General features: G+C 63.0%; 26 protein-coding genes and 1 tRNA gene. 12 read left to right on the top strand and 15 right to left on the bottom strand.

The genetic code is table 11. From position 1 onward, the window contains the following. Nucleotides 1-84: 84 nt before the first annotated feature. Together efp and earP are read right to left on the bottom strand one after the other, a co-directional pair. Nucleotides 85-654, bottom strand: coding sequence for an elongation factor P (efp, locus tag MOP87_RS05585; protein WP_023535349.1), 570 nt, complete (start codon nt 652-654; stop codon nt 85-87). 48 nt (nt 655-702) lie between these two features. After that, entirely contained in the window at nt 703-1,836 is a 1,134-nt protein-coding gene (gene earP, locus MOP87_RS05580; protein ID WP_242810217.1) for an elongation factor P maturation arginine rhamnosyltransferase EarP, read from the bottom strand. A gap of 129 nt (nt 1,837-1,965) precedes the next feature. Here earP and MOP87_RS05575 point away from each other — a divergent pair, with 129 nt between their 5' ends. Both MOP87_RS05575 and MOP87_RS05570 read left to right on the top strand, forming a co-directional pair. After that, entirely contained in the window at nt 1,966-2,355 is a 390-nt protein-coding gene (locus tag MOP87_RS05575; RefSeq protein ID WP_027914316.1) for a hypothetical protein, read from the top strand. 2 nt (nt 2,356-2,357) lie between these two features. Beyond that, complete coding sequence (locus MOP87_RS05570) at nt 2,358-2,828, top strand: GreA/GreB family elongation factor (RefSeq protein WP_027914315.1); 471 nt, start codon at nt 2,358-2,360, stop codon at nt 2,826-2,828. Here the strand turns inward: MOP87_RS05570 and MOP87_RS05565 are convergent. Then, nucleotides 2,825-3,715, bottom strand: coding sequence for a LysR family transcriptional regulator (locus MOP87_RS05565; RefSeq protein WP_027914314.1), 891 nt, complete (start codon nt 3,713-3,715; stop codon nt 2,825-2,827). The genes MOP87_RS05570 and MOP87_RS05565 overlap by 4 nt on opposite strands. Before the next feature lie 106 nt (nt 3,716-3,821). Between MOP87_RS05565 and MOP87_RS05560 the strand changes: the two genes are divergently transcribed. Continuing rightward, on the top strand, nt 3,822-5,012 hold the full coding sequence (locus MOP87_RS05560) for an MFS transporter (protein ID WP_049696385.1): 1,191 nt from the start codon (nt 3,822-3,824) through the stop codon (nt 5,010-5,012). Nucleotides 5,013-5,148: 136 nt separating this feature from the next. Continuing rightward, on the top strand, nt 5,149-7,281 hold the full coding sequence (locus MOP87_RS05555; protein ID WP_242810216.1) for a TonB-dependent siderophore receptor: 2,133 nt from the start codon (nt 5,149-5,151) through the stop codon (nt 7,279-7,281). Between the two features lie 180 nt (nt 7,282-7,461). Here the strand turns inward: MOP87_RS05555 and MOP87_RS05550 are convergent. After that, nucleotides 7,462-7,551: transfer RNA gene (locus MOP87_RS05550), tRNA-Ser, on the bottom strand. A gap of 198 nt (nt 7,552-7,749) precedes the next feature. On the opposite strand from MOP87_RS05550, the gene MOP87_RS05545 reads away from it, so the two are divergent. The 3 genes from MOP87_RS05545 to MOP87_RS05535 all read left to right on the top strand — a co-directional run bounded on the left by MOP87_RS05545 (nt 7,750) and on the right by MOP87_RS05535 (nt 10,295). After that, nucleotides 7,750-8,439 (top strand): crotonase/enoyl-CoA hydratase family protein, encoded by a 690-nt coding sequence (locus MOP87_RS05545; protein ID WP_027914311.1) that lies wholly within the window; start codon nt 7,750-7,752, stop codon nt 8,437-8,439. Nucleotides 8,440-8,541: 102 nt separating this feature from the next. After that, the gene (locus tag MOP87_RS05540; protein ID WP_028687842.1) at nt 8,542-9,255 is read left to right on the top strand and encodes a 1-acylglycerol-3-phosphate O-acyltransferase; all 714 of its coding nucleotides are present in this window, start codon (nt 8,542-8,544) and stop codon (nt 9,253-9,255) included. A gap of 68 nt (nt 9,256-9,323) precedes the next feature. Then, on the top strand, nt 9,324-10,295 hold the full coding sequence (locus MOP87_RS05535; protein WP_023535321.1) for a magnesium and cobalt transport protein CorA: 972 nt from the start codon (nt 9,324-9,326) through the stop codon (nt 10,293-10,295). A 33-nt stretch (nt 10,296-10,328) separates the two neighbouring features. On the opposite strand, the gene MOP87_RS05530 is transcribed toward MOP87_RS05535, so the two are convergent. Next, complete coding sequence (locus tag MOP87_RS05530; RefSeq protein ID WP_088523766.1) at nt 10,329-11,060, bottom strand: amidotransferase; 732 nt, start codon at nt 11,058-11,060, stop codon at nt 10,329-10,331. A gap of 527 nt (nt 11,061-11,587) precedes the next feature. On the opposite strand from MOP87_RS05530, the gene MOP87_RS05525 reads away from it, so the two are divergent. After that, complete coding sequence (locus MOP87_RS05525; RefSeq protein ID WP_059183217.1) at nt 11,588-12,388, top strand: cytochrome c; 801 nt, start codon at nt 11,588-11,590, stop codon at nt 12,386-12,388. A gap of 30 nt (nt 12,389-12,418) precedes the next feature. On the opposite strand, the gene MOP87_RS05520 is transcribed toward MOP87_RS05525, so the two are convergent. The 4 genes from MOP87_RS05520 to MOP87_RS05505 all read right to left on the bottom strand — a co-directional run bounded on the left by MOP87_RS05520 (nt 12,419) and on the right by MOP87_RS05505 (nt 15,703). Beyond that, the gene (locus MOP87_RS05520) at nt 12,419-12,751 is read right to left on the bottom strand and encodes a ribonuclease E inhibitor RraB (protein ID WP_023535326.1); all 333 of its coding nucleotides are present in this window, start codon (nt 12,749-12,751) and stop codon (nt 12,419-12,421) included. 173 nt (nt 12,752-12,924) lie between these two features. Then, entirely contained in the window at nt 12,925-13,161 is a 237-nt protein-coding gene (locus tag MOP87_RS05515; protein ID WP_023535304.1) for a hypothetical protein, read from the bottom strand. 139 nt (nt 13,162-13,300) lie between these two features. Continuing rightward, a complete protein-coding gene (locus MOP87_RS05510; RefSeq protein WP_023535377.1) occupies nt 13,301-15,358 on the bottom strand; it encodes an LTA synthase family protein in 2,058 nt (685 codons plus the stop codon). Nucleotides 15,359-15,511: 153 nt separating this feature from the next. Beyond that, entirely contained in the window at nt 15,512-15,703 is a 192-nt protein-coding gene (locus MOP87_RS05505; RefSeq protein WP_027914307.1) for a PLD nuclease N-terminal domain-containing protein, read from the bottom strand. A gap of 130 nt (nt 15,704-15,833) precedes the next feature. Between MOP87_RS05505 and MOP87_RS05500 the strand changes: the two genes are divergently transcribed. Beyond that, nucleotides 15,834-16,772: a ZIP family metal transporter gene (locus MOP87_RS05500; RefSeq protein WP_027914306.1), complete on the top strand. Its 939-nt coding sequence runs from the start codon at nt 15,834-15,836 to the stop codon at nt 16,770-16,772. A 31-nt stretch (nt 16,773-16,803) separates the two neighbouring features. Here the strand turns inward: MOP87_RS05500 and MOP87_RS05495 are convergent, their stop codons facing one another. Both MOP87_RS05495 and MOP87_RS05490 read right to left on the bottom strand, forming a co-directional pair. Further along, a complete protein-coding gene (locus MOP87_RS05495) occupies nt 16,804-17,334 on the bottom strand; it encodes a hypothetical protein (protein WP_242810215.1) in 531 nt (176 codons plus the stop codon). Nucleotides 17,335-17,393: 59 nt separating this feature from the next. After that, the gene (locus MOP87_RS05490) at nt 17,394-17,927 is read right to left on the bottom strand and encodes an ankyrin repeat domain-containing protein (RefSeq protein WP_028687838.1); all 534 of its coding nucleotides are present in this window, start codon (nt 17,925-17,927) and stop codon (nt 17,394-17,396) included. 271 nt (nt 17,928-18,198) lie between these two features. Here MOP87_RS05490 and MOP87_RS05485 point away from each other — a divergent pair, with 271 nt between their 5' ends. Beyond that, a complete protein-coding gene (locus MOP87_RS05485; RefSeq protein WP_023535336.1) occupies nt 18,199-18,471 on the top strand; it encodes a DUF3509 domain-containing protein in 273 nt (90 codons plus the stop codon). Nucleotides 18,472-18,643: 172 nt separating this feature from the next. Here the strand turns inward: MOP87_RS05485 and MOP87_RS05480 are convergent, their stop codons facing one another. The 3 genes from MOP87_RS05480 to aroC form a co-directional block, all read right to left on the bottom strand. After that, nucleotides 18,644-19,180: an oxidase gene (locus MOP87_RS05480; RefSeq protein WP_242810214.1), complete on the bottom strand. Its 537-nt coding sequence runs from the start codon at nt 19,178-19,180 to the stop codon at nt 18,644-18,646. Next, the gene (locus MOP87_RS05475; RefSeq protein WP_242810213.1) at nt 19,177-20,331 is read right to left on the bottom strand and encodes an MFS transporter; all 1,155 of its coding nucleotides are present in this window, start codon (nt 20,329-20,331) and stop codon (nt 19,177-19,179) included. Before MOP87_RS05475 ends, MOP87_RS05480 begins: the two co-directional genes overlap by 4 nt. Nucleotides 20,332-20,412: 81 nt before the next feature. Next, nucleotides 20,413-21,504: a chorismate synthase gene (gene aroC, locus MOP87_RS05470; protein WP_242810212.1), complete on the bottom strand. Its 1,092-nt coding sequence runs from the start codon at nt 21,502-21,504 to the stop codon at nt 20,413-20,415. Nucleotides 21,505-21,686: 182 nt separating this feature from the next. Here aroC and MOP87_RS05465 point away from each other — a divergent pair, with 182 nt between their 5' ends. Next, nucleotides 21,687-22,646, top strand: coding sequence for an alpha/beta fold hydrolase (locus MOP87_RS05465; RefSeq protein ID WP_027914300.1), 960 nt, complete (start codon nt 21,687-21,689; stop codon nt 22,644-22,646). 63 nt (nt 22,647-22,709) lie between these two features. Continuing rightward, complete coding sequence (locus MOP87_RS05460) at nt 22,710-23,492, top strand: hypothetical protein (protein ID WP_242810211.1); 783 nt, start codon at nt 22,710-22,712, stop codon at nt 23,490-23,492. Between the two features lie 90 nt (nt 23,493-23,582). On the opposite strand, the gene prmB is transcribed toward MOP87_RS05460, so the two are convergent. Beyond that, on the bottom strand, nt 23,583-24,491 hold the full coding sequence (gene prmB / locus MOP87_RS05455) for a 50S ribosomal protein L3 N(5)-glutamine methyltransferase (RefSeq protein WP_027914298.1): 909 nt from the start codon (nt 24,489-24,491) through the stop codon (nt 23,583-23,585). Nucleotides 24,492-24,640: the final 149 nt, after the last annotated feature.

Raw genomic sequence — 24,640 nt, 5'->3', positions numbered from 1 at the left:
TTGCGTGTACTCAATAGTTGGGGCCGCTTTGCGGCCCCACAGAAGCACCAGGCAGTAGCGGTGCTTCAGGCTATCCAGGAAGCATTACTTCTTGGAACGACCCTTGAAGCTGTTGTCGCGGGTGTCGATGTCGATCCACTCGTCGATCTGGATGAAGTCGGCCACCGAGATCTCGGTACCGTTCTTCAGCTTGGCAGGCTTCATGACCTTGCCCGAGGTATCGCCGCGCGCAGCGTTCTCGGTGTAGACCACTTGACGGCTGATGGTGGTCGGCAGTTCTACCGAGACCAGGCGGCCTTCGAAGAAGACGGCTTCACAGACATCTTCCATGCCTTCTTCGATGTACGGCAGAACGGCTTCGATGTCTTCGGCATTCAGCTCGTACATGGTGTAGTCGCTGGTGTCCATGAAGGTGTATTCATCACCGTTGATGAACGACAGGGTGGCTTCCTTGCGGTCCAGGATCACGTCGTCCAGCTTGTCGTCCGCACCGTATACGGTTTCGGTCTTGTAGCCGGTCAGCAGGTTCTTGAGCTTGGTCTTCATGATCGCGCTGTTACGGCCCGACTTGGTGAATTCCGCTTTCTGAACCAGCCACGGGTCGTTGTCGATCCGCAGGACGGTACCGGGTTTCAGTTCTTTACCAGTTTTCATTACGCAGTATCCGAATCTGGATGGATTTATAAAAATCGAGGCCGCATATCATAGCGAATTTCCACAAAAGTGTACTAGCGCCTTGGCAAGGTCCGGCCCAGCGGCCTGCTGGGCAGCCCAGCAACGGGCATGCTGGTGCAATTGCGCCCAATGCGGGCGGGCTGCGCGCCAGGCCTGCCCCATGTCCTGATCCCTGTTCCAGGCACGCCATAACCTGAGCAGGGCCGCTTGCGCCTCGTCCGACAAGCCGCGTCGATAAAGCGCCAGGAACGCTTCGAGTTTTTCCCAATGCGCGTTTTCTTCCTGCACGTAGATGTGCCAAAGCATGGGCTTGGCCGCCCACTGGGCGCGAACGAAGGAATCCTCGCCCCGTACGGCGTTGAAATCACAGCTCCACAACAGCCGGTCGAAATCGTCCTGACTGACGAAAGGCAACACCTGCACCGTCAATGATCCGCGCACATGCACATCGCCCGCCTCAAGGTGCGTTACCCCAAGCCACTGCCCAAGCCCGGCGATGCTGCGCCCTTGCGGTACCAGCACATGAGACGGCTGCGGGTCGGTGGCCAGCGCTTGCAGCCAGCTGGCAAGCTGCGGGTTCTCATAGGCAAATAGCATGATCAACAGGGCACCCTGCGCGGGCGTTACTTTCAAAGCCTCGAGAAACGTTGTGCGCGCTCGGCTGGACCGCTCGAAGGCATCACGCCTTGGCAACAGGTCATGCTCGCGAAGCAGCCCACCGGTTTTTTCGGTGAAGCCCGGGAAGAAAAATACCTTGCGCAGCCCGTTTGGCTGCGGTGACGGCAGCCCGTGACAGCCCTCCACCCATGGCTCGGCACTCAGGTATTCAAGGTTCAGCCACACAGGCGGGGTGTGGCGCGCTCGCATGGCCTGGACAAATGCATCCGGCAACTGGCAGGCGAACGCACCGATCACCACATCACCCGGCTCCACCGGCACCCAGGTAGACGACCACTGACGCACCTGCACACCTCGTAGCCATTGCTGCGCCGCAGTGGCGTCTGCGCCCGGGCACAAAGGCACGAAGGCATTGAGGTCATCAACCCACAGGCGCACGGCGACCTCGTGCTCGGCCACCAGTTGCCGAGCCAGGCGCCAGGTCACACCGATATCGCCGTAGTTGTCCACGACGCTGCAAAAGATGTCCCACGTGGCTGTCATGCTCGGCTCCCTAACCCGTGCCAAAGCTGCGGATTCTGCGCATAAATTGTCACCAAAGACAGCCGTGCGCGTAAAAATGCCAACGCGCATGCAACAATGCGCCAACGCCCACCTTGCCAGGAAGCAACCATGCCCCGTCGCCGCGAACTGACGATCACGCTCAAACCCTTGCCACTGATACTGAGCATCGCGCTGGGCCTATGGCTGGGCGCTGTGGCGATTGCTGCCAGCCTGTGGCTTGTGGACCAGCTGATGCCCACCCCGGTCGAGGCACCGGAGCCAGCCACCGCGCAGGACGCCCCCCGCGGCGCTACGCCGCCGACCTCGACGCAGCCACCGAACGCCCAGGCCGAAATGTTCGAGCGCTACAAGGACACGCTGCACAAGCAGCAACTGGAGCAAGCCGCCGAAGGCAACCCCCGCAACCTCAACACCCCCAAATGCCAGTTCTGGTTACAGCAGAACCGCACGGCCCCCACAGACAAAAGCCAGGCCAACGTGCTGGAGTTCTGTTACTGATCATGAACAAGACTCACCTGATAGCGCAGATCATCGCGGCCCTCGAGCACGACCTGGATGTGGTAACCCGAGCAGCGCAGAGCGCTTATGAAGCTGCCACTGCCGAAGAAAACATCGCCGAGAACAAGTACGACACGTTGGGCCTGGAAGCTTCCTACCTGGCCACGGGCCAGGCCCGGCGCAGCGCCGAGATCCGCCAGGCACTCCAGACCTACCGACAGCTGAAGCTGCGCGACTACGACCCTGAACAAGGGGTGCAGGTAAGCCAGGTGGTCACCTTGGAAGATGAACAGGGCCAATGCCGCAGGCTGATCATCGGGCCCGAGGCGGCTGGGTTGAAGATCGGCCTGGGCGATGAGGTGGTCATGGTGATCACGCCGCGCTCACCTTTGGGGCAACAACTGATGGGCAAGCGCATTGACGAGGAGGTCAGTCTCAATGCCACAGGCTGGACCCTCGTCGAGGTGATCTAGCGCCTGTGCTCAAGCGCCCCCAGGCGCTGCTCCATGAGCGCTAGAAAAGCCCGGGCGGCGGGTGTCGGGTGGGCGGACCAGATCGCGTACAGGTGCCGTACCGGCGCGTCGAGCAGTTGTACCCTGGCCACGCCGTCAAAGCCCTGGGCCACCCGCTCCGGCACCAGGCCGATCGCCATGCCGCGCTGCACGAACTTCTCCACCAGCCGCACATGACCGATCTCGAACTGCACCCGACGTTGCAGCCCTGCCGCCTGGAACGCTTCGTCGGTCTGCCGGCGCGCACCGGTGCCTTCCGGGAAATCCACCAGCACCTCCTGGACCAGGTCGGCAAGCGTCAATTGCCCGTGTCCGGCCAGGCGGTGGGTGGGTGGAAGCACGGCGACCAGAGCCTCCCGAGCCAGTAGACGATGCTGTACCCCCTGCACGCCCTCGCCTTCCCACAACCCGATGAAACCCACATCCAGGCGACGCTCGAGCACATCGGCGACCAACCGTTCGCTCTTGGCCGTGAGCCACCGTACATCCACATCCGGATAGTGCACGTGAAACTCGGCAAGCAGGTCGACCAGGTCCAGCGCCGTCAGCGAACTGATTTCACCAATGGTCAGCCGACCGCGAACCTGGCCACAGGCGGCGGCCACATCGTCGGCAATGCGTCGCGCGGCCTCCACCGCTGGCCGGGCGCTTAGCACGAACGCCTCCCCTGCCGGGGTCAACCACACCCGGCGCGAGGTGCGCTCGAACAGGCTCACGCCCAGCTGGCTTTCCAGCCTGGCCACCTGATGACTGAGCGCCGACTGCACCACATGGCAGCGTTCGGCGGCACGGGTGAAGCTGCCTGTCTCGGCCACCGCCAATGCATATTCGAGCTGCTTGAGATTCATGGATCAATCTGCTTTCAAGATGGATGGCGTGAGAACTATACATTGGTGTCATGCGTCGAGGGCGTCGATAATCTTCCCCACTTCACTGCCCGTCACGAGAACCACCATGCACACCCCAACCCTCAGCCGTGCCCTGATTCTGCTGATGGCCACGGCCACTGGCCTGGCCGTGGCCAGCAATTACTACGCTCAACCGCTGCTGCACAGCATCGCCCAGCAGTTCGGCTTGAGCACCGCCAGCGCCGGCAGCATCGTGATTGCCGCGCAACTGAGCTACGGGGCCGGCCTGTTGCTGCTGGCACCGCTGGGCGACCTGTTCGAACAACGCCGGCTGATCACCGTGATGACCGTGATCGCCACGCTTGGCCTGGTCATCAGTGCCTGTGCCCCCAGCCTGCCCTGGTTGATACTCGGCACCACATTGACTGGGCTGTTCTCCGTCGTGGCGCAGATTTTGGTGCCCATGGCCGCCTCGTTGAGCGAGCCCAATCAACGGGGCCGTGCCATCGGCACCCTGATGAGCGGCCTGCTGCTGGGCATTTTGCTGGCGCGCACGGCCGCAGGCTTCATGGCCGAACTGGGCGGCTGGCGCAGCATCTACGTGCTGGCTGCGGTGCTGATGGCGATCACGGCCCTGGCGCTGCATCGTAGCCTGCCGGAGCATCACAGCCATGCAGGCCTGCGCTATCCCGCCCTGATTGGCTCCGTGTTCCGCCTATTCATCGAAGAGCCGGTGCTACGCCTGCGCTCGCTGCTCGGCCTGTTGGCGTTCAGCCTGTTCGCACTGTTCTGGACGCCCCTGGCATTTCTGCTGGCCAACGAGCCGTATCATTACTCCGATGCGGTGATCGGCCTGTTCGGCCTGGCAGGTGCGGCCGGGGCGCTTTCGGCCAACTGGGCCGGGCGGCTGGCTGACCATGGCAAAGGCTCGCTGGGGACCACGGTGGGGCTGGTGGTCTTGCTGCTGTCCTGGGTGCCGCTGGGCTTTGCCGAGCAGTCCTTGCTGGCCCTGCTGCTGGGCGTGCTGATGCTCGACCTGGCCGTGCAACTGGTACATGTGAGCAACCAGAACGCGGTCATCGCGCTGCGCCCCGAAGCGCGCACCCGACTCAATGCGGGCTATATCACGTGCTATTTCATCGGTGGCGCCTTGGGGTCACTGTTGGGCACGCAACTGTTCCAGCGCCAGGGCTGGCCAGGGATCGTGGTGGCAGGCCTGGTGATTGGCGCGCTGGCATTAGTAGTGTGGTGGGTGGCAGCGCGTAAAGCCAAACCCGAAGCCTTGGTGCGCCAATAGCCGTGCCTACGGGGGCTGCGTGGTGCGCAGCCCCCAAGTCGGGGCTCCCGGGCTTTTGTCCGCGCCCAATACCTGAAGCGACTGATACTATGCGGCCTTTTTCACGGCCTGTGCCGCGCCTTCAGGAGCCCCACGCATGCCCCCGCGTCACCCTCGCCTGCCCTTTCGCCTGCTAAGCCTGGGCCTGGCCTTGCAATGCCCTGCGGTGTTCGCAGAACACGGGGTGCAACTGGACCCGCTTGAGGTGTCTGATACCTACGGCAACGACGGCTACCAGGCACGTGAGGCTGCCGTAGGCAGCTTTCAGGCTGCACCCCTGCTTGACACCCCGGCATCGATCAGCGTCTTCAGCCAGCCTTTGCTGGAGGATCGGCAGGTGCGCCTGCTCAGCGAAGTGCTGCAAGGCGACGCTTCGGTGGGGGAAAGCTACGCACCGGTCGGCTACTACGAAAACTTCAACGTGCGCGGCTTCGAGCTCAATGCCGCCAGCAGCTATCGCCTCAACGGGCATACCATGGTCGGTGAGCAGAACGTGGCCCTGGAGAACAAGCAGCAGGTGGAACTGCTCAAGGGTTTGTCGGGGCTGCAAAGCGGCGTGTCGGCGCCCGGGGGCCTGGTCAACTATGTGACCAAGCGGGCCGAGCCTGTGCGCCGGGTCACGTTGTCCACCAACGCGCAGGGCGAACGTTACCTGGCCACCGACGTCGGGGGCTGGTTCGGCGACCAGCAGCAGTTCGGCCTGCGGGTGAACCTGGCGCATGAGGACATTCGCTCCTATGTCGCGCATGCCGACGGCCAGCGTGATTTCGCGGCGCTGGCCTTCGACTGGCAGATCAGCCCGAACGCCACCTTGCAGTTGGACGCCGACTACCAGCACCGCCAGCAGCGCTCGGTACCGGGTTACCAGTTGCTGGGCGGCACGCGCCTGCCCCACGACGTAGACCCTGAGAACCACCTTGCCTACCAGCAGTGGGCCAAGCCTGTGCAGAACGATTCGCTCAACCTGGGCGGGCGCCTGGAGTACCGCTTCAGCGAGGCCTGGACAGGCACGGTCAGCGCCTCACGCAGCCAGGCGGTGATCGACGACTACAGTGCCTTTGCCTGGGGCTCTGGGGAAGGCGCCTTCTTCAGCAGCACCGGCGACTACGACATCTATGATTTTCGCAGCCCCGACGATACCCGGCGTATCGACGAGGCGCAGGCCATGCTCGATGGGCGCTTCGATGCGCTGGGCGTGGGCCACGCGTTAACCCTGGGCACCAGCGTCCAGCGCCGCACCTTGGACCAGCGTCCGTACTACAACGCGTGGCTCGGCACCGGCAACCTGGATGAAGCCGCGCCCGACCTTGCCCCCTCGGACCAACCCGTCGGCGCTCGCGAAAGGCGTCTGGATAGCCGCCAGTATGGGCTCTTCGTCACTGATCGGGTGACGTTCAGTGAACACTGGCAAGCCATCGTCGGCGCCCGGGAAGTGCGCCTGGATGAACGCACCTGGGATGAAACCGGCACCGCCGGGCGGCACACTCGCCAGTATCAACTGCTGCCCAACGCGGCGCTGGTCTTCAAACCTGCACCAGACACGACGCTCTACGCCAGTTACGCCAAAGGCCTTTCGGCGGGCGGCACTGCACCGTGGTTTGCCCGTAACGCTGCGCAGATCCTTGCGCCCACCCTCTCGCACCAGCTGGAAGTGGGCCTCAAGCATGACTTGGAGGCGCTGAGCGTGAGCGCTGCGTTGTTCCAGATTCGTCAGGCGTACCAGTACGCCCGCCCTGACGGCGACGGCGCTTTCACCTATGTGCAGCAAGGCCAGCAGAAAAACACGGGGCTGGAACTCGGGGCCAGCGGTTGGGTGACCTCCAACTTACAGTTGCAGGCCAGCGCGGCCGCCATTCATGCGCGGGTGGTCGGCAGTGGTACGGCTGAGCGTGAGGGGCACCAGGCCATCAACGTGCCAAGGTTCCGGGCAGCCCTGCAGGCGCAGTACACCCTGCCGGTGCCAGGGCTGGCGATACTGGGCGGGGTACGCTACAGCGCCCGCAAGTACGCTGATCATGCCGGCAACGTGGCGGTGGGTGGGTATACCGTGTTCGACCTGGGCGGGCGCTACCAGACGCGCGTCGGGGGGTATGACACGGCGCTGCGGCTGACAGTGGACAACGTCTTCGACAAGCGTTATTGGCGGGATGTGGGGGATTATCTGGGGGATAACTACCTGTTCCAGGGGGCACCGCGTACGGCACGGTTGTCGGCTTCGATGAGTTTTTGAGTTGTAGTGGCTGAGATTACTCGCTTCGCAGCAGGAATCGCCGGGGCCGCGGCGCGGCCCCGGCGATTACCGCTGCAAAGCTGCAGCCCGTGCCTCACACACCGTCGGCAGCCCCATCAATAAACACCCCAAAAACAAAAAGCCCCCATGCTTTGCAGCACAGGGGCTCTTCGTAGAATGTGGCGGTGAAGAAGGGATTTGAACCCTTGATACGATTTCTCGTATACACACTTTCCAGGCGTGCTCCTTCGACCACTCGGACACTTCACCGTTTCTCTTCAAGCCGTATGGCCTGTCGAGGTGCGCTAATTTAGTGAAAGACGTTTCCTTTGGCAAGTATTTTTTTCAGTTTTTTCATGCATTTGCATCTCGCCGTCGGCAGCGCCTGACTGGCCAGTCAGCCTTGCTGCTTTACCTGGCCTGCGCTGCTGGGTAACGTCGGCGCCACGCCAACAAGAGGACTCTGCCATGAGCGAGCTGATCACCTACCATGCCGAAGACGGCATCGCCACCCTGACCCTGAACAACGGCAAGGTCAATGCCATCTCGCCGGACGTCATCGACGCGTTCAATGCCGCGCTCGATCGCGCCCTCGAGGCCCGGGCAGTGGTGATCATCACCGGGCAGCCGGGCATTCTGTCGGGCGGCTACGACCTGAAGGTCATGACCCGCGGCCCCAAAGAGGCCATCGCGCTGGTCACCGCAGGCTCCACCCTGGCGCGCCGCCTGCTGTCGCATCCGTTTCCAGTGGTGGTGGCCTGCCCAGGCAACGCCGTAGCCAAAGGGGCGTTCCTGCTGCTGTCGGCCGACTACCGCATTGGCGTCGAAGGCCCGTACAAGGTGTGCCTGAACGAAGTGCAGATCGGCATGACCATGCACCATGCCGGGATCGAACTGGCCCGTGACCGTCTGCGCCGCTCGGCCTTCCACCGCTCGGTGATCAACGCCGAAGTGTTCGACCCCCAGGGGGCGGTGGATGCAGGCTTTCTGGACAAGGTGGTGCCCGCCGAGCAACTGATGGAGACCGCCTTGGCTACAGCGCAAGCGCTCAAGCAGCTGAACATGCTGGCCCACAAGAACACCAAGCTCAAGGTCCGCAAGGGCCTGCTCGAAGCCCTGGACAAGGCTATCGAGCTGGACCAGCAACACATGGGGTGACCTCACCACCTGCACAGATCAACCAGAGCGCCTCCACCAGGGTTTGCCCCGGCCAGTGCACAGTCGTACACTGCCGGGCGACTGTCTGGTGTGAGTCGTACCATGCTTTACGTTCTTCGCATGTTCCTGCTGGCGCTGCATTTTCTCGCCGTCGGCGCCGTGGGGCTGATCATTGGCCTGTGCCGCCCGTTCAACCCCGACAACAGCCGCGTGTTCGCCCGGCTCTACAGCATGCCGGCTACCTGGCTCATGGGCCTGAAGGTCCAGAAGCAGGTGGGGCCTTTGTGGGACCAGCCACCGGGCTGCGTCATCATCGCCAACCACCAATCCAACTTCGACCTGTTCGTCCTGGGCCAGGTGGTCCCGCAACGCACCGTGGCCATCGGCAAGAAGAGCCTGGGCTGGATTCCGCTGTTTGGGCAGTTGTTCTGGCTGGGCGGCAACGTGCTGGTCGACCGCAAGAACGCCTACCAGGCCCGCAAGGCGTTGCAAAAGACCACCCGCGTCCTGCAGAACGACACCTCCATCTGGATATTCCCTGAAGGCACGCGTAACGCCAGTGAACAGCTATTGGCGTTCAAGAAAGGCGCATTCCACATGGCCATCGAGGCCGGGGTACCCATCGTGCCCGTGTGCGTGAGCCGCTATGCCCACCGGCTGAACCTCAACAGCTGGCGGCGCCGGACGGTAATCGTACGCTCCTTGCCTCCCATCGCCACCACCGGCATGACGCAACAGGACCTGCCTGCGCTGATCGAGCAGTGCCGCACCCACATGCAGCAGTGCATCGACCGGATGGAACACGAACTGCCCTGACCCGTTGCTCTCCCGCCCACTACAGCCCAAGCTGTAGGCCGTGTTCAACCACAAAAAAGCGGGCAATCATGGGGCGAGTCGTGGCAGCGGCGGTATACAGCGCCGGTAGGAAGGTCACCAACATCAGTATCGATGAAGGCAGCGAATGGGCACGCAAGCCAGGCCACTTCGTCTGGATCGGGCTGGAGGAGCCCGACGCCGAAGCGCTGGCCAACCTGCAACGCCAGTTCAACCTTCACGAACTGGCCATCGAAGACGCTCTGGAGAAACACAGCCGGCCGAAGCTGGAAACCTTCGGCGACGCCTTGTTCATCGTCACCTATTCACCGGTACGCCAGCAGGGGCGGCTGGAATTCATCGAAACCCACATCTTCGCCGGCAATGGCTACGTGATCACCTGTCGCAATGGCCATTCCAAATCCTATGCCCTGGTGCGCCAACGCTGCGAAGCGCGGCCGCTGCTGCTCGAACACGGCGAGGACTTCGTGTTGTATGCGCTGCTGGATTTCGTTACCGAAAACTACCAGCCCGTCAGCGAGGCGATTCATGGGGAGATCGAAGCGCTGGAGCAGAGCGTGCTCGGCGGATCCTTGCTCGAAGCCGACATCCGTCGCCTGCACAGCCTGCGACGCGATCTGCTGCGCTTGCGCCGCTACGTGGCGCCCATGGTGGAAGTGAGCGAGGAATTGCAGCGCCTGAGCTTTCCCTTCATCGACAAGAACATGCGCCCCTACTTTCGCGACGTCCAGATCCACGTCACCCGGCAGATGGAAGACCTGGCCGGGATTCGCGACATCGCCAGCCAGACCATCGAGATCGGCATGCTGCTCGAAGCGTCTCGCCAGAGCATCGTGCAGCGCAAGTTCGCCGCCTGGGCGGCCATTTTGGCCTTCCCCACTGCCATTGCCGGCATCTACGGCATGAACTTCCAGAACATGCCGGAGCTGAGCTGGCACTACGGCTATTACGTGGTGCTGGGGGTGATTGCGGCCGGATGCACAGGGCTGTTCGCCAGCTTCAAGAAATCCGGCTGGTTGTAACCAAGCAAGGGGCACCCGGCGCCCCCTGCCCTGTCAGGCCGCGTTGTGCTTGCTGGTCGGTTGCTGGATGAAACGCAACATCCACTCGCCTACCACGTCACCCTGATGTTCGGTGGCGAGGCTGGCGACGGCCTTGTGGTAGACCTCATCGCCCAGATGCGCCTGTCGAGCGTCGAGCAGGGCCCGGGAGTAGTCATGCACGAACTCTGGGTGACCTTGGAAACACAGCACCTGATCGCCGATGCAATACGCCGCATTGGGGCAGAAATCACTGGATGCGATGACCGTGGCGCCTTTGGGCAATTCGGTCACCTGGTCCTGGTGACTGATCAGCAAGGTCAGCTCAGACACCTGAGGTTGCATCCAGGGTGCCCGTGCAGACAGTGAATAACGGTGCACGCCGACGCCCCAGCCCTGCTCGGCCCGCTCCGCCTTGCCACCCAGGGTCAGTGCCAGCAACTGGTGACCGAAACACACGCCCAGCAGCTTCTCACCCTGGTCATACAGCTTGAGCAGGTAAGCCTTGAGCGTCTGGATCCAAGGATCGGAACCGAACGAATCGGCTTTGCTGCCCGTCACAAGGTAAGCATCGAACTTGAGATCCTCTGCCGGATATTCACCGTTCATGACGTTATACACGCTGAACTGTGCTGTGATCGGCTGACGGGCGAAGAGCTGCTCGAACATCCTGCCGTAGCCTTCGTACTGCGCCGTCAATTCCGGTCGCAGAACATCGGTTTCAAGGATGCAGATGCGTAACGACATAGGGATAGTCCTGAACGACATGGATGGAAAACAGCTATAGAGCGTGACGCGAAAGGCACGTACAAGCAAGAGGGTCGCGCAGACGAACGGTGCACGCAGGGTAGAGGCAGTACAAAAACAGCGAGCCTGTCTAGCTGAAGCCTATCAGCGCGATGGCTTGATGCTTTAAATCGAAATGCTTTATAGGCGTTGGTAGTTAGAACAAAGGGTTCTCAAGCCTGAATCGTGTACACCCTAATGTTGCAGGTATGTCCACATTCATGAGGCAAGCGGTGCAGGTGCCGGTAGGGGCCATTGCGATCGACCCGACGTGTGACAAGGAAGCCAACGGGTATTGAGGAATAACAACAAGAAGGCGGTCCGCCATGTTCAGACAATCGAAACTTCGCCAAGCTGGGCTCATTCTTTTCGCGACCACGCTGTTGCTGATACTGCCGAACCTGACACGGGTGTTCGGTTAAGGCCCGTGGTGGCGGGAGCAGGCTGCATAGCGGTAACCTGCTGGCCCCTGATGGCCGGAGTATCCCATGCGCCCATGCATTGCCTTGGCAGCCCTGCTGTCATGCCTGCCGCTGTCGGCGGCCCAACTGCACCTTGAACTGGGCACTGGCCAAACACAGTGGAGCAGCGAACAGCTGCTCGCGCATTCCCAGGCCAAAGCGGTAGATATCAGCGAGGACGTTTCCTATAAGCGCCCCATGCGCTATCGCGCAGTGCCCCTGGCGGTGCTGCTGGAGGGTGTGGGGCCAGAAGACCATCTGCAGGCCATTGCAGCCGATGGCTTTGCGGCAGAAATGCCCGCTGGCCCTTTGCTTCAATCCGGCCCGGCGCAGGCCTGGCTAGCCGTTGAAGACCCGGGCGACCCATGGCCGCCCCTCAGCAAGGGCAAACCGAGTGCAGGGCCGTTCTACCTGGTGTGGACCGCGCCGCAAGCAAGCGGCATTCGCCCCGAACAATGGCCCTTTCAGATTTCCACGATCCGTAAGCTGGCGCCTGTCGAGCAGCGGTTTCCGGCGTTGCTGCCGGACCCGAAGCTGCCCAGCGGTAGTCCCGTGCGACAAGGCTTTGCACTGTTTCAGCAAAACTGCCTGGCCTGCCATCGCCTTAACGGTGCAGGGGATGCTCAGGTAGGGCCTGATCTGAACGTGCCGCATAACCCGACCGAGTACTTCCAGCCAGGTTACCTGCGCAGGCTGATTCGGGACCCACAAAGCTTGCGGCAATGGCCCCAGGCGAAAATGCCGGGCTTTGCCCCAAGTGTGCTGAGTGATAAGGAACTCGATGCGCTGCTGGCGTATCTGCGGCACATGGCCACGCGCAAATCCTGAGAAAATTGGGCCGCAGGACGGCCCAATGGCCTAGGCCGTGAGGCGCTCGTGCTTGACCCCCCACCCCTCCACTTCGCCGCCATAAGGCGTGACAACCTGCTCGAAGGCCTCCTCGAAATCGCCAATGCCACCGTGGGTGGCGAACATGATTTTACTGAGTTCCAGGTGCCAGGCACCGTCATCGAGCTCGGTCACCTGAGCGTTGAGCGATTCGCCACGAAACTCCCCGGCTGCGCGACGCGCAGCGGCTTCATCCGGGAAAACGGCATAGAACTCGATAGGGTGAATCTGGGTGAAATCGAAACCGCCTGCCTTCATCTGGCGCAGGACGTTGCTGCTGATATCGTCGTGTTGGCTGCTCATGAATCGTCCTCCTGAATAACGCAGTGGATAGACTTTCCGTGCACGGGCACCTGCCCCAAATCGTCGGGCAGTTCGAGCTGATACAAGACGCGGGTGGGAACGGTGCCGCCTGCGCAGCCGGCGGGCACCTTCATGCAGCGTAGTGCCCAGGCGGACGCTACGCAAACCGTGAATCAGGGCGCCTCTTCAATGCTGGTGATGGTGACGCCGCTGTGTTCTTTCAGCCAGCGCGCCGTGGGGGAAACCGCGCGATCCTGAAAATCGTTGAGGTCCAGCTCATCCATGACCGGGAACAACCGCGTGCGGATGGCACGGGCGGCGTCTTCCTCGCTGGGGCGATGTTCTGCCTGCAGCACGATCGAGGTCGGTGCGCCTTTCTGGTCGGCAAAGATGACTTCCCACTCTTTCATCGAACGAGCCCTCTCAATCAAACGACACCTTACGCGATGCCTGAATAACTGACCTTGGCCCTTGGGGAATGTTCAGAAAGTTGAACACCCCCCCGACCTGGGCCGCTAGGTAGCGGCCCAGGTCGGGGCGTGGACACGGCTACTTCGGCGTGCCGTGCACCACCCCTGCCGTGTTGTCCAGCAAGCTCTTGGTGGCCGTCTGAATATAGGCTTCGAGCTGCTTGAGCAACTGCGGCTGGTCCGGGCTTTCGATGAGCTCGGCCTTGAACTCGCGACCCAACTGATAGCGGTACAGGCGCGGGGTCATGTCCTTGGACTCGATCAGGATACGGTCGCCCTGCACCAGGCCCACGATCTGCTCGCTGCCCGAGGGCTTGATCATGCCGATGCCTGGGTCGCCCTCAGGCAGGTTGAGCAAGTCGCGCCCCCAGCACTGATGGCGCGTCTGGCCGCCCAGGCGACCCATGATGGTCGGTACGATATCGACCTGGGTGCCCACGGTGTGGTTGACCGCACCGAACTTCTCCTGGATGCCTGGGGCGATCAGCAGCAGCGGTACGTTGAACCGTCCCAGGTCCAGTTCGGTGACCTGTTGATGGTTGCCGAAACCATGGTCACCCACGATCACGAACAGGGTGTCCTTGAAGTAAGGCTCCTTGCGCGCCTTCTCGAAGAACTGGCCCAGGGCCCAGTCCGAGTAGCGCATGGCCGTCAGGTGTTCGTCCAGGCGGCCTTGCCCGGTCACCTTCTCCACCGGCAGGTCCTTGGGCAGGGCGTACGGCGTGTGGTTGGACAGGGTCTGGAGCAAGGCATAGATCGGCTTTTTACCATCGTGCTTGGCCAGTTCCTGATTGCCGCGGTCGAACATGTCCTGGTCGGACACGCCCCACGTCGGGTCAGAGAACACCGGGTCGACGAAGTCCTGCCGGCCGATGAAGGTGGTCATGCCCTGGTTGCCGAAGAAGCCGGACTGGTTGTCCCAGGCGAAATCGCCGTTGTAGACGTACACGTCGTCGTAGTCACGGGCGCTGAGCAAGGCTGGCAGCCCGGACAGCTTGTGACCGCCCTCCGGGGTTTGCATCAGGTACTCGAAGCCTGGCAGGTTGGGGAAGCACGCCATGGTGGCGAACATGCCCTGGTGCGTGTGGGTGCCGTTGGAGAAGAAACGGTCGAACAACAGCCCTTCCTTGGCCAGCTTGTCGAAGTAAGGGGTGATGTTGTTGGGGCTGCCCAGCGCGCCGACCGAATGGCCCGCGAAGCTCTCCATCAGGATCACCACCACGTTCTTGATGGGCAGGGTGCCCTCGGCTGGCGGCACGAAATCGCGGCGCACGGCAGCTTCGTCGGCATCGACCAGGGTGTCATGGGGGGTCAGCAGTTGCTGGCGTACGGTCTGGGTCGCCAGGTTCTGCTCCAGCACCGGCTTCCAGATGTTGGCGCGGTCCTCGCCAAAGCGGCTCTTGGCGGCGTCGATCAGGGTCAGGGTGCCGTTGAGGCCCAACTGGTTGACGAAGTTCGAGTCGGTGGTGAACGCGTCACCCCAGCGCATGGGCGGGCCCTGACGCAGGGTGCCACGGGCGGCGATCACGGCCACCAGCAGGATCACCATGAACACTGCCAGGCGGTAATACCAGGCAGCCACCGGCTGGGTCCCAATCCCGCGGGTCAGCCGGTCCACACCCTTGAACAGCAGGCTGAGCAGCCAGGTTCCGAACACCCAGGCCAGCAGGTAGCGCACCACTGGGAAGCCGTACCAGAGCATGCTCATGACGGTTTTGGGGTCTTCCTTGATGTACTGGAACACCAGGCCGTTCAGACGCTGGTGGAACTCGCGATAGAAGTCCAGCTCCATCAGGCCCAGGAACATCACCACGCTGGCGGTGAGCGTCAGCCAGAACCGGAACACACCCCGGCGGGCCATGGCCCAGGGGCTCAGCAGTGCCAGCAGCAGCGGTATGCTGATGTACACCACCACCCGAAGGTCGAAGCGCAGGCCGTTGACGAACCCTTCGGCGACCGTGGCCGCTGGCGTGTCGCCAATCATGTCGCTGTTGTAGACCAGCAGTGCCAGGCGCACGAGGCTGAGCATCAGCATGATGACCAGCGCGCTGAGCAGCGTATAGGCCAGGTGGGATTTGAGGGTCGGCGAGAACGGCGCTCGCGCGCGCCGTTGCTTCAAGGCGTCCGGGTTGGCCATGAACAGGAAGGTCCTAGAAATGCGGTTTGCGAAGAAGGCGCTGGCGCAAGACCAGCGCGGCATTGTGCGGGTGCGGATTCTGTTTAATTCATTGTGAAAATTTTGTCACGGCCTGGATGCGCCTGTGGCGCCAGGGGTGTAGTTGTGCTGACTTCAAAGCCGGCCCGAGCCGCGCGGCCCGGCGATGGCCCAGATCACCAGCCCCACGACTGGCAGCAGGGCAATCAGGAGAATCCACAACACCTTTACGCCCACTTCGCGGTCGCTCTTGTAGACGTTGATGATGGCCCAGATATCCAGGGCAAGAATGATCAGACCTACCAGGCTGTTGAACATCGATCCCATACCGCGTACTCCAGTTGATGAGTGTATTGCTGCATAGCATAGCCCCCTATCGGTTCAATAGAAGGGAATCCTTGGCCTGGCCAGCAGGTCACTGCCTATGATGCATCGTCATTTCGATCAGAGGTTCTGCATGCCACCTGCCCACAGCCACAGCGCCACCCCGCCCTCGCCGTTCAGCGTGTGGCGGCAACAGATAGCCAACAACCCCTGGGTCGGAGCAGGCCTTGCGCTGAGCCTGGTGGCCGTCGTGATCCTGCTGGGTGCAAGCCTGTGGAACGCGGTCAACGGCGATCATTCCGAAAACCTGCACCTGGCCGCGCTCGGTGGCCTGTCCGGGTTTGGCGCCACCGCACTGGGCGCCGTGCTGGCCGTGGTTTTGCGTGATGTCAGTAGCCGTAACCAGGACGTGATGCTGGGGTTCGCTGCCGGCATGATGCTGGCGGCCAGTTCGTTTTCGCTGATCCTGCCGGGTCTGGACGCGGCGCGGGAAATCACCGGCAGTGGGCCGGGTGCTGCTTTGATCGTGGTCGTCGGCATGGGGTTGGGCGTGCTGCTGATGCTGGGCCTTGACCGTTTCACACCCCACGAGCATGAACGCGTCGGCGTGGTTGGGCCAGAAACCGAACGGTTCAGCCGGGTCTGGCTGTTCGTGCTGGCCATTACCCTGCACAACTTGCCCGAGGGCATGGCCATCGGAGTGAGCTTCACCAACGGTGACATGAACATCGGCCTGCCACTGACTACCGCCATCGCCATTCAGGACATCCCGGAGGGCCTGGCCGTGGCGCTGGCGCTGCGGGCGACCGGGCTGTCCAACCTGAAGGCCGCACTGGTGGCGATTGGTTCAGGGGTGATGGAACCCTTGGGCGCGATCATCGGCCTGGGCATTTCCACCGGCTTTGCCGTGGCCTACCCCATCAGCATGGGGCTGGCGGCGGGCGCGATGATCTTCGTGGTGAGCCACGAGGTCATTCCTGAAACCCACCGTCACGGCCACCAGACCTCAGCCACGCTCGGCCTGATGGGCGGTTTTGCGGTGATGATGTTCCTGGACACCGCACTGGGCTGACGGCGCCGGTGTGCGGCCCTGTACGAAACGGTCAGGCGTGCAGGGCGATTTTCAGGGCCTCCAGGGCTGGCTCGGCCTTGATGCCGAGTTCAGCGGCCAGTGCCTGGACCCGTTCCAGATCCTGCTGGCCCACCATGACCATCTGCAACTCATCATCGAGCAACTGGCTGAAATCGAGCAGTACGTAGCCACCGGCTTCCTTGTTGAGCGCTCCCATCTGCACCTGGATGCGGTTGAGCGCAACGAGCGGTTCGGTGCGTGCCAGCTGCTTGGGCTTGAGCGTGAACGGCACGCTCTTGTCGAAAGAGTCGCTGATCTGCTGGAACAGGTCCTGATAAGTGTCGGCCTGGAATACCACGGTATCGGGCAGGCTGCCGAGCACTATCCATTCGCCCAGTGGGATGGGAAAGCTGTCGTCGTAGTTGATGTCGGGGTTGGCGGCCAGGAAGGCGTCGGGGTCGGCGTAGGCCTGGGCAGCCTCGTCGGCAATGCGCTCGATGTCTTCTTCGCGCAGGCAGCCTGCACCGATGAGGCGGATGAATTCGAGCAGCTGAGTTTTCATGAGGGGGGCCTGTGGCGATGGCAAAGTCGCCAAGGATAGCCGCAAACGCCCCCTGCCCGTTAGCCTGCCAGCGCTTGCAGGCGTGCGGTGGCGTCCACTGCGCCCATGGTCTGGGCTGCCATCAGTGCGTTGGCACCACGGGCATCTTGCAAGGCGGGGTTGGCACCCTGGGCCAGCAGGTACTCGAGGATCTCGACGCGGTTGAACATGGCGGCCAACATCAGGGCCGTGCGTCCATCCTGGGCAGCGGCATCGACCGGTACACCGTTTTCCAGCAACAGGCGGATCATGGCCATGTCCCCTTTGAAGGCGGCACCGGCGATGGGCAACTGCCCATTGTCGTTGGCGATCAGCGGATCGGCCCCGTGGCTGAGCAGCACCTGAACGGCGTCATGGTGGCCGTGGTAACTGGCCAGCATCAGCAGGGTGTCGCCCTTGTGATTACGCAGGTTCACCGGCAGACCGCTTTGCAGCAGGCGCTCCAGCATCGGGGCATCGCCTTGACGGGCCTTGTCGAATACTTGTGCGGCGAAGGCCGCCGCTTCATCGGTAGACATTTGAGCAGGCTGAGCGGGCGCAGTCTGGGTGGACATAAGGAACCTCCTGGTAGAAATCGTTGCCCAAGTGTTTGTCAGGCCCTTCCTGCGCGTCAAAGGTTCCGTTTCTATCGAGCCCATAGTGTTGATCGGCTCGCCGTGCAAAATGCACTGTGCAAAATGCATGACCTTGCAGCTTGCATGGAAAGCATTCTCCAAAAGTAGCCCAAGCCCCTGATTTTATTGGATTTTTCCTACACGCCGTTTCTGGCACGGTCGCTGCAATCTACATAGACATCGATTGCCACACACCTTGTCAGGAGTAGTCATGAACCTTATCCAGGAAAAATTCGTCTCGGTGTTCCCTGCTTACCAAGTAGCGACTCAACCACGTCCTGACGGCGGCATCTTGCTGACTCTGCGTGCGGCCGACGGCAAGGTTACCCGCCGTGTACTGACCTACACCCAACTGCACAGCGCCGAGCAATTGTCCTGGGCCATCAGCGCCATCCGCCGTGACCTGGCCGAGCAAGCCAGCGAGCTGCCGGTGATCTCGATGCTGCAGAGCCAACAGCGTTTTGCGTTGCCGACGTATCGCTGATTCTTTCACTGCCCGAAAGCGACCATTCCAGGTAGGAGCGGCCTCGTGCCGCGATGGGCCGCACTGCGGCCCCAAGATTTCGGCGTAAAAGCTAATACCGCCGGCGCCGCTACGCGACCCATCGCGGCACAAGGCCGCTCCTACCCGGGCATCACATGTCTTGGGCGCAAGGCTACAGCTCGTCTATCCCCAAAAACGCTCGCGCGCTCGCATCGCCGGTGAAGATCGGCTGACTCCCCGTTTGCGCTGCAAATAGCCTGAACGCCAGGCAAAACGGCGCCTCACCCAGCTCAAGCCAGCGCCGCGTTCCCGCAGGCACGCGCAACTGGTCGCCCTTCTCACACATCACCGAATACACCCCAGCGCTCAGGCGCAAGCCGACCTGCACGCGTCCGCTCACCACAGCGATCACTTCGTTGGTCTCGAGCACATGCTCATCGCGCAGATCAGGGCCTTGCGCCTCGATGCCGTCACGGTTGATCACCGCATAGGCCCGGCAGGCGTGCGTAGTCATCAGGTGATCCAGATGGGCTTGGCAAGCTTCCATCATCTCATCGTGCAAACTGCCCGGACGCACCCGCAGCCCGTGCTCAGCCTGGGTCAGCGTCACCCCATGCTCGGCGAGCGCGGCCGTGATGTCTTCGGCGTGGGTCAGCACCTTGTTGGGCAACTGCGGGGTGGAGGGATCGAATACGCAGAGGATGCTCATCGTAAGGTCCTGTTCGGTTGCGAATAAAAGGCCATGATAACGGCTGCTGCCAGTGCTGCGGCGCTGGCCATACCAAAGGTGAGCCCAGGGCCCAGCATGTTCCAGCTGTAGCCGGCGTACAACGCGCCCAGGGCGCCGCCGGTACCCGACAGCGCGGCATACAGGGCCTGGCCCTGCCCCTGCTGCCTGGCGCCGAAACTGGCCTGTACGAAGGCGATGCTGGCGGCGTGAAAGCAGCCGAAGGTGGCCGCATGCAGCACCTGCGCGCCCACCAGTACGCTGGGCTCCGCCGCCAGGTTACCCAGCAACAGCCAGCGCACCGCGGCCAGTACGAAGCTTGCTAGCAGCACCCGGCGCACGCTGAACCGCGCGAACAGCCGGCTCATGAGCATGAACATCACCACCTCCGCCACCACCCCGAGCGCCCACAGCAGGCCAATGGCCGTTCGGCTGTAACCCAGGTGCTCCAAGTGCAGCGTAAGGAAGGTGTAGTACGGCCCATGGCTCAGTTGCATGAGTGCCACACAGGCATAGAACGCCAGGACCCCAGGCGCACGCAGCTGCATGAGGAAACCGCCGGCCGCCTGCCGCTCACCGTGCTCGACGGGCTGGGCATTGGGTACCCAGAGGCTGGCGGCCACGATACCCGCCATGATCAGAACCAGGGCCACAGGGTAGATGTCCAGGCTCAGCCACTCGAACAGGCGCCCAAGCCCCACCACGGTGAGGATGAACCCGATCGACCCCCACAGCCTTACCTGGCTGTAGCGCGACGTCTGGCCGTGCAGGTGCGCCAGCGTAATGACCTCGAACTGCGGCAGCACCGCGTGCCAGAAGAACGCATGCAAGGCCATGACCATCGCCAGCCAGGCGTAGCTCTTGCCGAAGAAGATCAGGCTGAACGTTGCCAGCGTGCACAGCGCCCCAAGCCGCACGATCAGCAGGCGCTGGCCGGTCCGGTCCCCTAGCCAGCCCCACAGGTTGGGCGCTATGCAGCGCATCAGCATGGGAATGGCCACCAGTTCGCCGATCCGCGCGGGCGAAAAGCCCAGGTGGTCGAAGTACAGCGCCAGGAACGGCGCCGTGGACCCCAGCAAGGCGAAATAGAAGAGGTAGAAACTGGACAATCGCCAGTAGGGTATTGGCTGCATGGGGTTGCCTTGGAAAGCAGGGCCTGCCGGCGGTGACTCAGCCGCTTGAGTCACCGCCGCGAGAAAACAGGCCCAGGTGGGTCAGAGCTGGCCCAGTACCGGCGTGCTCACCTTTACCTCGGCGTTCTGGGCACGGTGGCGCAACAGGTGATCCATCAGCGCGATGGCCATCATCGCCTCGGCGATCGGGGTGGCGCGAATGCCTACACAGGGGTCATGCCGGCCTTTGGTGATCACGTCCACAGGGTTGCCGTCGACGTCCACCGAGCGGCCCGGCACGGTGATGCTGGAGGTGGGCTTGAGTGCCAAGTGGGCAACGATCGGCTGGCCCGAGGAGATACCACCCAGGATGCCGCCCGCGTTGTTGCTGAGAAAACCCTGCGGGGTCATCTCGTCGCGGTGTTCGGTGCCGCGCTGCGCGACGCTGGCAAAGCCTGTGCCGATTTCCACACCCTTCACAGCATTGATGCTCATCAACGCGTGGGCCACCTCGGCGTCCAGGCGATCGAAAATCGGCTCGCCCAGGCCCGGCATCACGCCCTCGGCCACCACGGTGATCTTGGCGCCTACCGAATCCTGATCGCGGCGCAGCTGGTCCATGTACGCCTCAAGCTCCGGCACCTTGCTCGGGTCGGGGCTGAAGAAAGCGTTCTGCTCCACCGAGTCCCAGGTCTTGAAAGGGATTTCGATCGGGCCCAGCTGGCTCATGTAGCCACGCACGGTGATGCCCTGGGTGGCCAGGTACTTCTTGGCGATGGCGCCGGCAGCCACGCGCATGGCCGTTTCGCGGGCCGAACTACGCCCGCCGCCACGGTAGTCGCGGGTGCCGTATTTGTGGTGGTAGGTGTAGTCGGCATGGGCCGGGCGGAACAGGTCCTTGATGGCCGAATAGTCCTTGGACTTCTGGTCGGTGTTGCGGATCAGCAGGCCAATGGAGCAACCGGTCGTGCGCCCTTCGAACACGCCTGAGAGGATTTCCACCTCATCGGGCTCCTGGCGCTGGGTGGTATGGCGGCTGGTGCCGGGCTTGCGCCGGTCTAGGTCACGCTGCAGGTCGGCGAGAGAGATCTCAAGGCCTGGCGGGCACCCATCGACAATGGCGACCAACGCCGGGCCATGGCTTTCGCCAGCGGTGGTGACAGTGAACAGCTTGCCGTAGGTATTGCCGGACATGGACGCTCCGCGAGATCTGCCTGAAGTGAACGAAAGCGGCAGTATACAGATGGATTGCCTGCCTGTGCGGGCTGGTTGGCAAGCGCATCGTTACGGGCGATGCAGGGCCTTGGACCTGGCCCTAGAACCTTCATTGGCCATTGTGGGTCAAAGTGCTATCTCCCCCTGTGTAGTTGCGCACGATGCCGCGTTTCATTGCCCTGTTTTGCCTGCTGTTGACCAGCCTTTGCCATGCCGCCACCCCCACCGTCCTGCACCGCCCCATCGACCTGGACACCGGTCAGGGGGTACTGCACGGCAGCCTGCTGTTACCCCAGCAGGACACGCCGCCGCCGGTGGTGCTGATCATCGCAGGCTCCGGGCCCACCGACCGCGACGGCAACAACCCGGCCGGCGGGCGCGTGGACAACCTGAAGCGCCTGGCCCTGCTGCTGGCCAATGCAAACATCGCCAGCGTGCGCTACGACAAGCGCGGCGTGGCCGCCAGCCAACCGGCCACGCCCGATGAGCGCGACCTGAGCGTGGAACGCTACGTTGCCGATGTGGTGGCTTGGGGCCACAAGCTCAAGGCCGACCCCCGCTTCGGCCCCTTGATCCTGATCGGCCACAGCGAAGGTGCGCTGATCGCCAGCCTGGCCGCCGAGCAGGCCGGGGCCAGCGCAGTGATCAGCCTGGCCGGCAGCGGCAGGCCCATGGCCGAGGTGGTGCGTGAGCAGCTGGCCGAGCGCCTGCCGCCTGCGCAGCTGGCCCGTGGCAGCGCCCTGCTCGACCGCCTGGAAGCTGGCCAGACCAGCCTGGACGTGCCCGCACCACTGCGCCAGGTGTTTCGCCCCAGCGTGCAGCCCTACCTGATCACCTTGTTCCGGCAGGACCCGGCAGCCGCGTTTGCGCGGCTGTCCATGCCGGCGCTGATCGTGCAGGGGCGCAACGACGTGCAGGTGGACGTGGCGGATGCGCAGAAGCTCAAGGACGCCAAACCCGATGCCCACCTGGTGCTGATCGAGGGCATGAACCATATGCTGCGCATCAGCCCCAAGGACATGAGCGAACAGCGCGAGAGTTACCAGAACCCCCAGTTGCCGCTGGCACGGGAGCTGGGCGAGCAGATCGTCGCGTTCATTCGCCAGTTGCCACCGGCCTGATCGACGGGCTCAGGTCTGCGCGCAGGCGGCCGATACAGCGTGCATAGCCAAGGACATGCCCTGATGACCACACCACCTGCTGCCACAGAGCCGGCTGAAGAGCCCCAACACACCCCCGCCCTGCCCTGGGCGGACCTGGCCGTCGAACATCACCAGTTGCTGCGCCTGGCGCCTCTGCCTGGCGACCGCGCAACCGGCGCCCGCCCCCTGCGTTTCGTGCAGTTCGGCTATGCCGAGCGCCACGACCCGGCCCACAGCCTGCTGCGCATGCAGATTGGGTTGCCCGGCCAGAAGGTGCACAAGGGCCATAACCAGGTGGACATACGCGTAGATCACCAGACGAAGCGCGTGTACCTGGGGGATGAACATGGGCTGCAACTGGAGCCGGTCAATCGCGGCCTAGGCCGCTTTGTGCTGGCCCAGGCTGCCCAGTGGCTGCAGCGCAAATGGCCGAATTACCGAGTAGAGGCTTTTGCGCTGCCGAGCAAGGATGCGCTGGAGGAGGACTCGCGCCTGCGCCGGGACCAGTGCCTGCGTGGGGCAGGCCTTGAGGTGCACTACGAAGACGGGCAGGTGCTCAAGGGCCGAACGGCCGAGACCCGGGTAGACCAGTTGGAGGTAGGCTGGAACAGCGAGCGCGTGCAGCGCCTGGGCCTTCTGGATGCAGCGCAGTTGCTGCAGCAGGCAGACCAGCAGTTGCAGGAAGGCGAAGCCCGCTTGCGCGAGCGCGACGAGCGTGTGGCCAAGTACCAGCGCGAAGACAGCGGCTTGCGGTTCACCATCACCTGCCTGGTGGCCTTTGCACTGTTTCAGGCCGGGCTGCTGATCTGGATCGCCACGCGTTGAAAGCCTGGGGCCGGCGTTGTGCGAGCCTCAGGTGGTGTGAAGACGGCTTGGGCGGAACGGGCGCCTGGCACCCGTGCCCCCCACTCGGCCTCAGACGCGGCCTTTGAACAACGCCTGATGCTGACGGCACTGCTCGGCGGTGAGCATGAATACCCCATGCCCGCCGCGCTCGAATTCGAGCCAGGCGAAGTCGACTTCCGGGTACAGCGCCTCGACATGAACCTGGCTGTTGCCCACCTCCACGATCAGCAAGCCCTTTTCGGTCAGGTGATCGGCCGCTTCGGCCAGCATGCGCCGTACCAGGTCCAGACCATCGGCACCGCAGGCCAGGCCCAGCTCCGGTTCGTGGTGGTACTCGGCCGGCATGTCGCCGAAGTCTTCGGCGTCCACGTAGGGCGGGTTGGACAGGATGAGGTCGAAGCGCTGGCCCGGCAACCCCTCGAAACCATCGCCCTGGACGGTGTACACCCGGCCATCGAGGCCATGGCGCTCGATGTTCTGGTTGGCCACTTCGAGCGCTTCGAACGACAGGTCGGCCAGCACCACCTCGGCCTGCGGGAAGACGTCGGCGGCGACGATCCCGATGCAGCCGGAGCCGGTGCACAGGTCCAGAATGCGGGCTGGCTCAGCGCCCAGCCACGGCTCAACACGCTTTTCCAGCAGCTCGCCAATGGGTGAGCGCGGCACCAGCACACGCTCGTCGACGATGAACGACATGCCACAGAACCAGGCCTCGCCCAACAGGTAGGCGGTGGGCACCCGTTCTTCGATGCGGCGCTTGAGCAGGTGCTGCAGCTGTACACGCTCGGCATCCTCGAGCATGCAGTCCAGGTAGCTGTCGGCCACCTCCCACGGCAGGTGGACTGCCCCCAGCACCAGCAACCGGGCTTCATCCCAGGCGTTGTCGGCACCGTGGCCGAAGAACAGGTCGTGCTCATGGAAGCGGCTGACCGCCCAACGGATGTAGTCGCGCAGCGTGCGCAGACGGGATGTGATCACGGGAAACTCCTAATTCAGACTGGCCGAAAGTCTAACAGCCCAGGCCCTGGATTTGTTCCCTGCAATCGCCTGTACGGTAGCCACAGGCCAGCAACCACGCCGCTTGCGTTGTCAACCATTCCCATTGTCGCCAAGGCAGGGGAGAATAG

It is taken from the genome of Pseudomonas sp. I3-I5, assembly GCF_022699445.1.
GTDB lineage: Bacteria > Pseudomonadota > Gammaproteobacteria > Pseudomonadales > Pseudomonadaceae > Aquipseudomonas > Aquipseudomonas fulva.
Note: the sequence above shows the minus strand (reverse complement) of the source record. Positions and strands in the feature narration are given on the sequence as shown.

Bases quoted from the DNA above. Each gene is read 5' to 3' on its own strand.
- MOP87_RS05495 (WP_242810215.1), bottom strand. From the start codon at position 17,334: ATGAAAACTCAGCTGCTCGAATTCATCCGCCTCATCGGTGCAGGCTGC.
- MOP87_RS05515 (WP_023535304.1), bottom strand. From the start codon at position 13,161: ATGAAAGAGTGGGAAGTCATCTTTGCCGACCAGAAAGGCGCACCGACC.
- MOP87_RS05505 (WP_027914307.1), bottom strand. From the start codon at position 15,703: ATGGGATCGATGTTCAACAGCCTGGTAGGTCTGATCATTCTTGCCCTG.
- MOP87_RS05575 (WP_027914316.1), top strand. From the start codon at position 1,966: ATGCCCCGTCGCCGCGAACTGACGATCACGCTCAAACCCTTGCCACTG.
- efp (WP_023535349.1), bottom strand. From the start codon at position 654: ATGAAAACTGGTAAAGAACTGAAACCCGGTACCGTCCTGCGGATCGAC.
- MOP87_RS05570 (WP_027914315.1), top strand. From the start codon at position 2,358: ATGAACAAGACTCACCTGATAGCGCAGATCATCGCGGCCCTCGAGCAC.
- MOP87_RS05475 (WP_242810213.1), bottom strand. From the start codon at position 20,331: ATGCAGCCAATACCCTACTGGCGATTGTCCAGTTTCTACCTCTTCTAT.
- MOP87_RS05490 (WP_028687838.1), bottom strand. From the start codon at position 17,927: ATGTCCACCCAGACTGCGCCCGCTCAGCCTGCTCAAATGTCTACCGAT.
- MOP87_RS05500 (WP_027914306.1), top strand. From the start codon at position 15,834: ATGCCACCTGCCCACAGCCACAGCGCCACCCCGCCCTCGCCGTTCAGC.
- aroC (WP_242810212.1), bottom strand. From the start codon at position 21,504: ATGTCCGGCAATACCTACGGCAAGCTGTTCACTGTCACCACCGCTGGC.
- MOP87_RS05510 (WP_023535377.1), bottom strand. From the start codon at position 15,358: ATGGCCAACCCGGACGCCTTGAAGCAACGGCGCGCGCGAGCGCCGTTC.
- MOP87_RS05555 (WP_242810216.1), top strand. From the start codon at position 5,149: ATGCCCCCGCGTCACCCTCGCCTGCCCTTTCGCCTGCTAAGCCTGGGC.
- MOP87_RS05560 (WP_049696385.1), top strand. From the start codon at position 3,822: ATGCACACCCCAACCCTCAGCCGTGCCCTGATTCTGCTGATGGCCACG.
- MOP87_RS05530 (WP_088523766.1), bottom strand. From the start codon at position 11,060: ATGTCGTTACGCATCTGCATCCTTGAAACCGATGTTCTGCGACCGGAA.
- MOP87_RS05460 (WP_242810211.1), top strand. From the start codon at position 22,710: ATGACCACACCACCTGCTGCCACAGAGCCGGCTGAAGAGCCCCAACAC.
- MOP87_RS05520 (WP_023535326.1), bottom strand. From the start codon at position 12,751: ATGAGCAGCCAACACGACGATATCAGCAGCAACGTCCTGCGCCAGATG.
- MOP87_RS05535 (WP_023535321.1), top strand. From the start codon at position 9,324: ATGGGGCGAGTCGTGGCAGCGGCGGTATACAGCGCCGGTAGGAAGGTC.
- MOP87_RS05540 (WP_028687842.1), top strand. From the start codon at position 8,542: ATGCTTTACGTTCTTCGCATGTTCCTGCTGGCGCTGCATTTTCTCGCC.
- MOP87_RS05545 (WP_027914311.1), top strand. From the start codon at position 7,750: ATGAGCGAGCTGATCACCTACCATGCCGAAGACGGCATCGCCACCCTG.
- MOP87_RS05525 (WP_059183217.1), top strand. From the start codon at position 11,588: ATGCGCCCATGCATTGCCTTGGCAGCCCTGCTGTCATGCCTGCCGCTG.
- MOP87_RS05480 (WP_242810214.1), bottom strand. From the start codon at position 19,180: ATGAGCATCCTCTGCGTATTCGATCCCTCCACCCCGCAGTTGCCCAAC.
- MOP87_RS05485 (WP_023535336.1), top strand. From the start codon at position 18,199: ATGAACCTTATCCAGGAAAAATTCGTCTCGGTGTTCCCTGCTTACCAA.
- MOP87_RS05565 (WP_027914314.1), bottom strand. From the start codon at position 3,715: ATGAATCTCAAGCAGCTCGAATATGCATTGGCGGTGGCCGAGACAGGC.
- earP (WP_242810217.1), bottom strand. From the start codon at position 1,836: ATGACAGCCACGTGGGACATCTTTTGCAGCGTCGTGGACAACTACGGC.
- MOP87_RS05465 (WP_027914300.1), top strand. From the start codon at position 21,687: ATGCCGCGTTTCATTGCCCTGTTTTGCCTGCTGTTGACCAGCCTTTGC.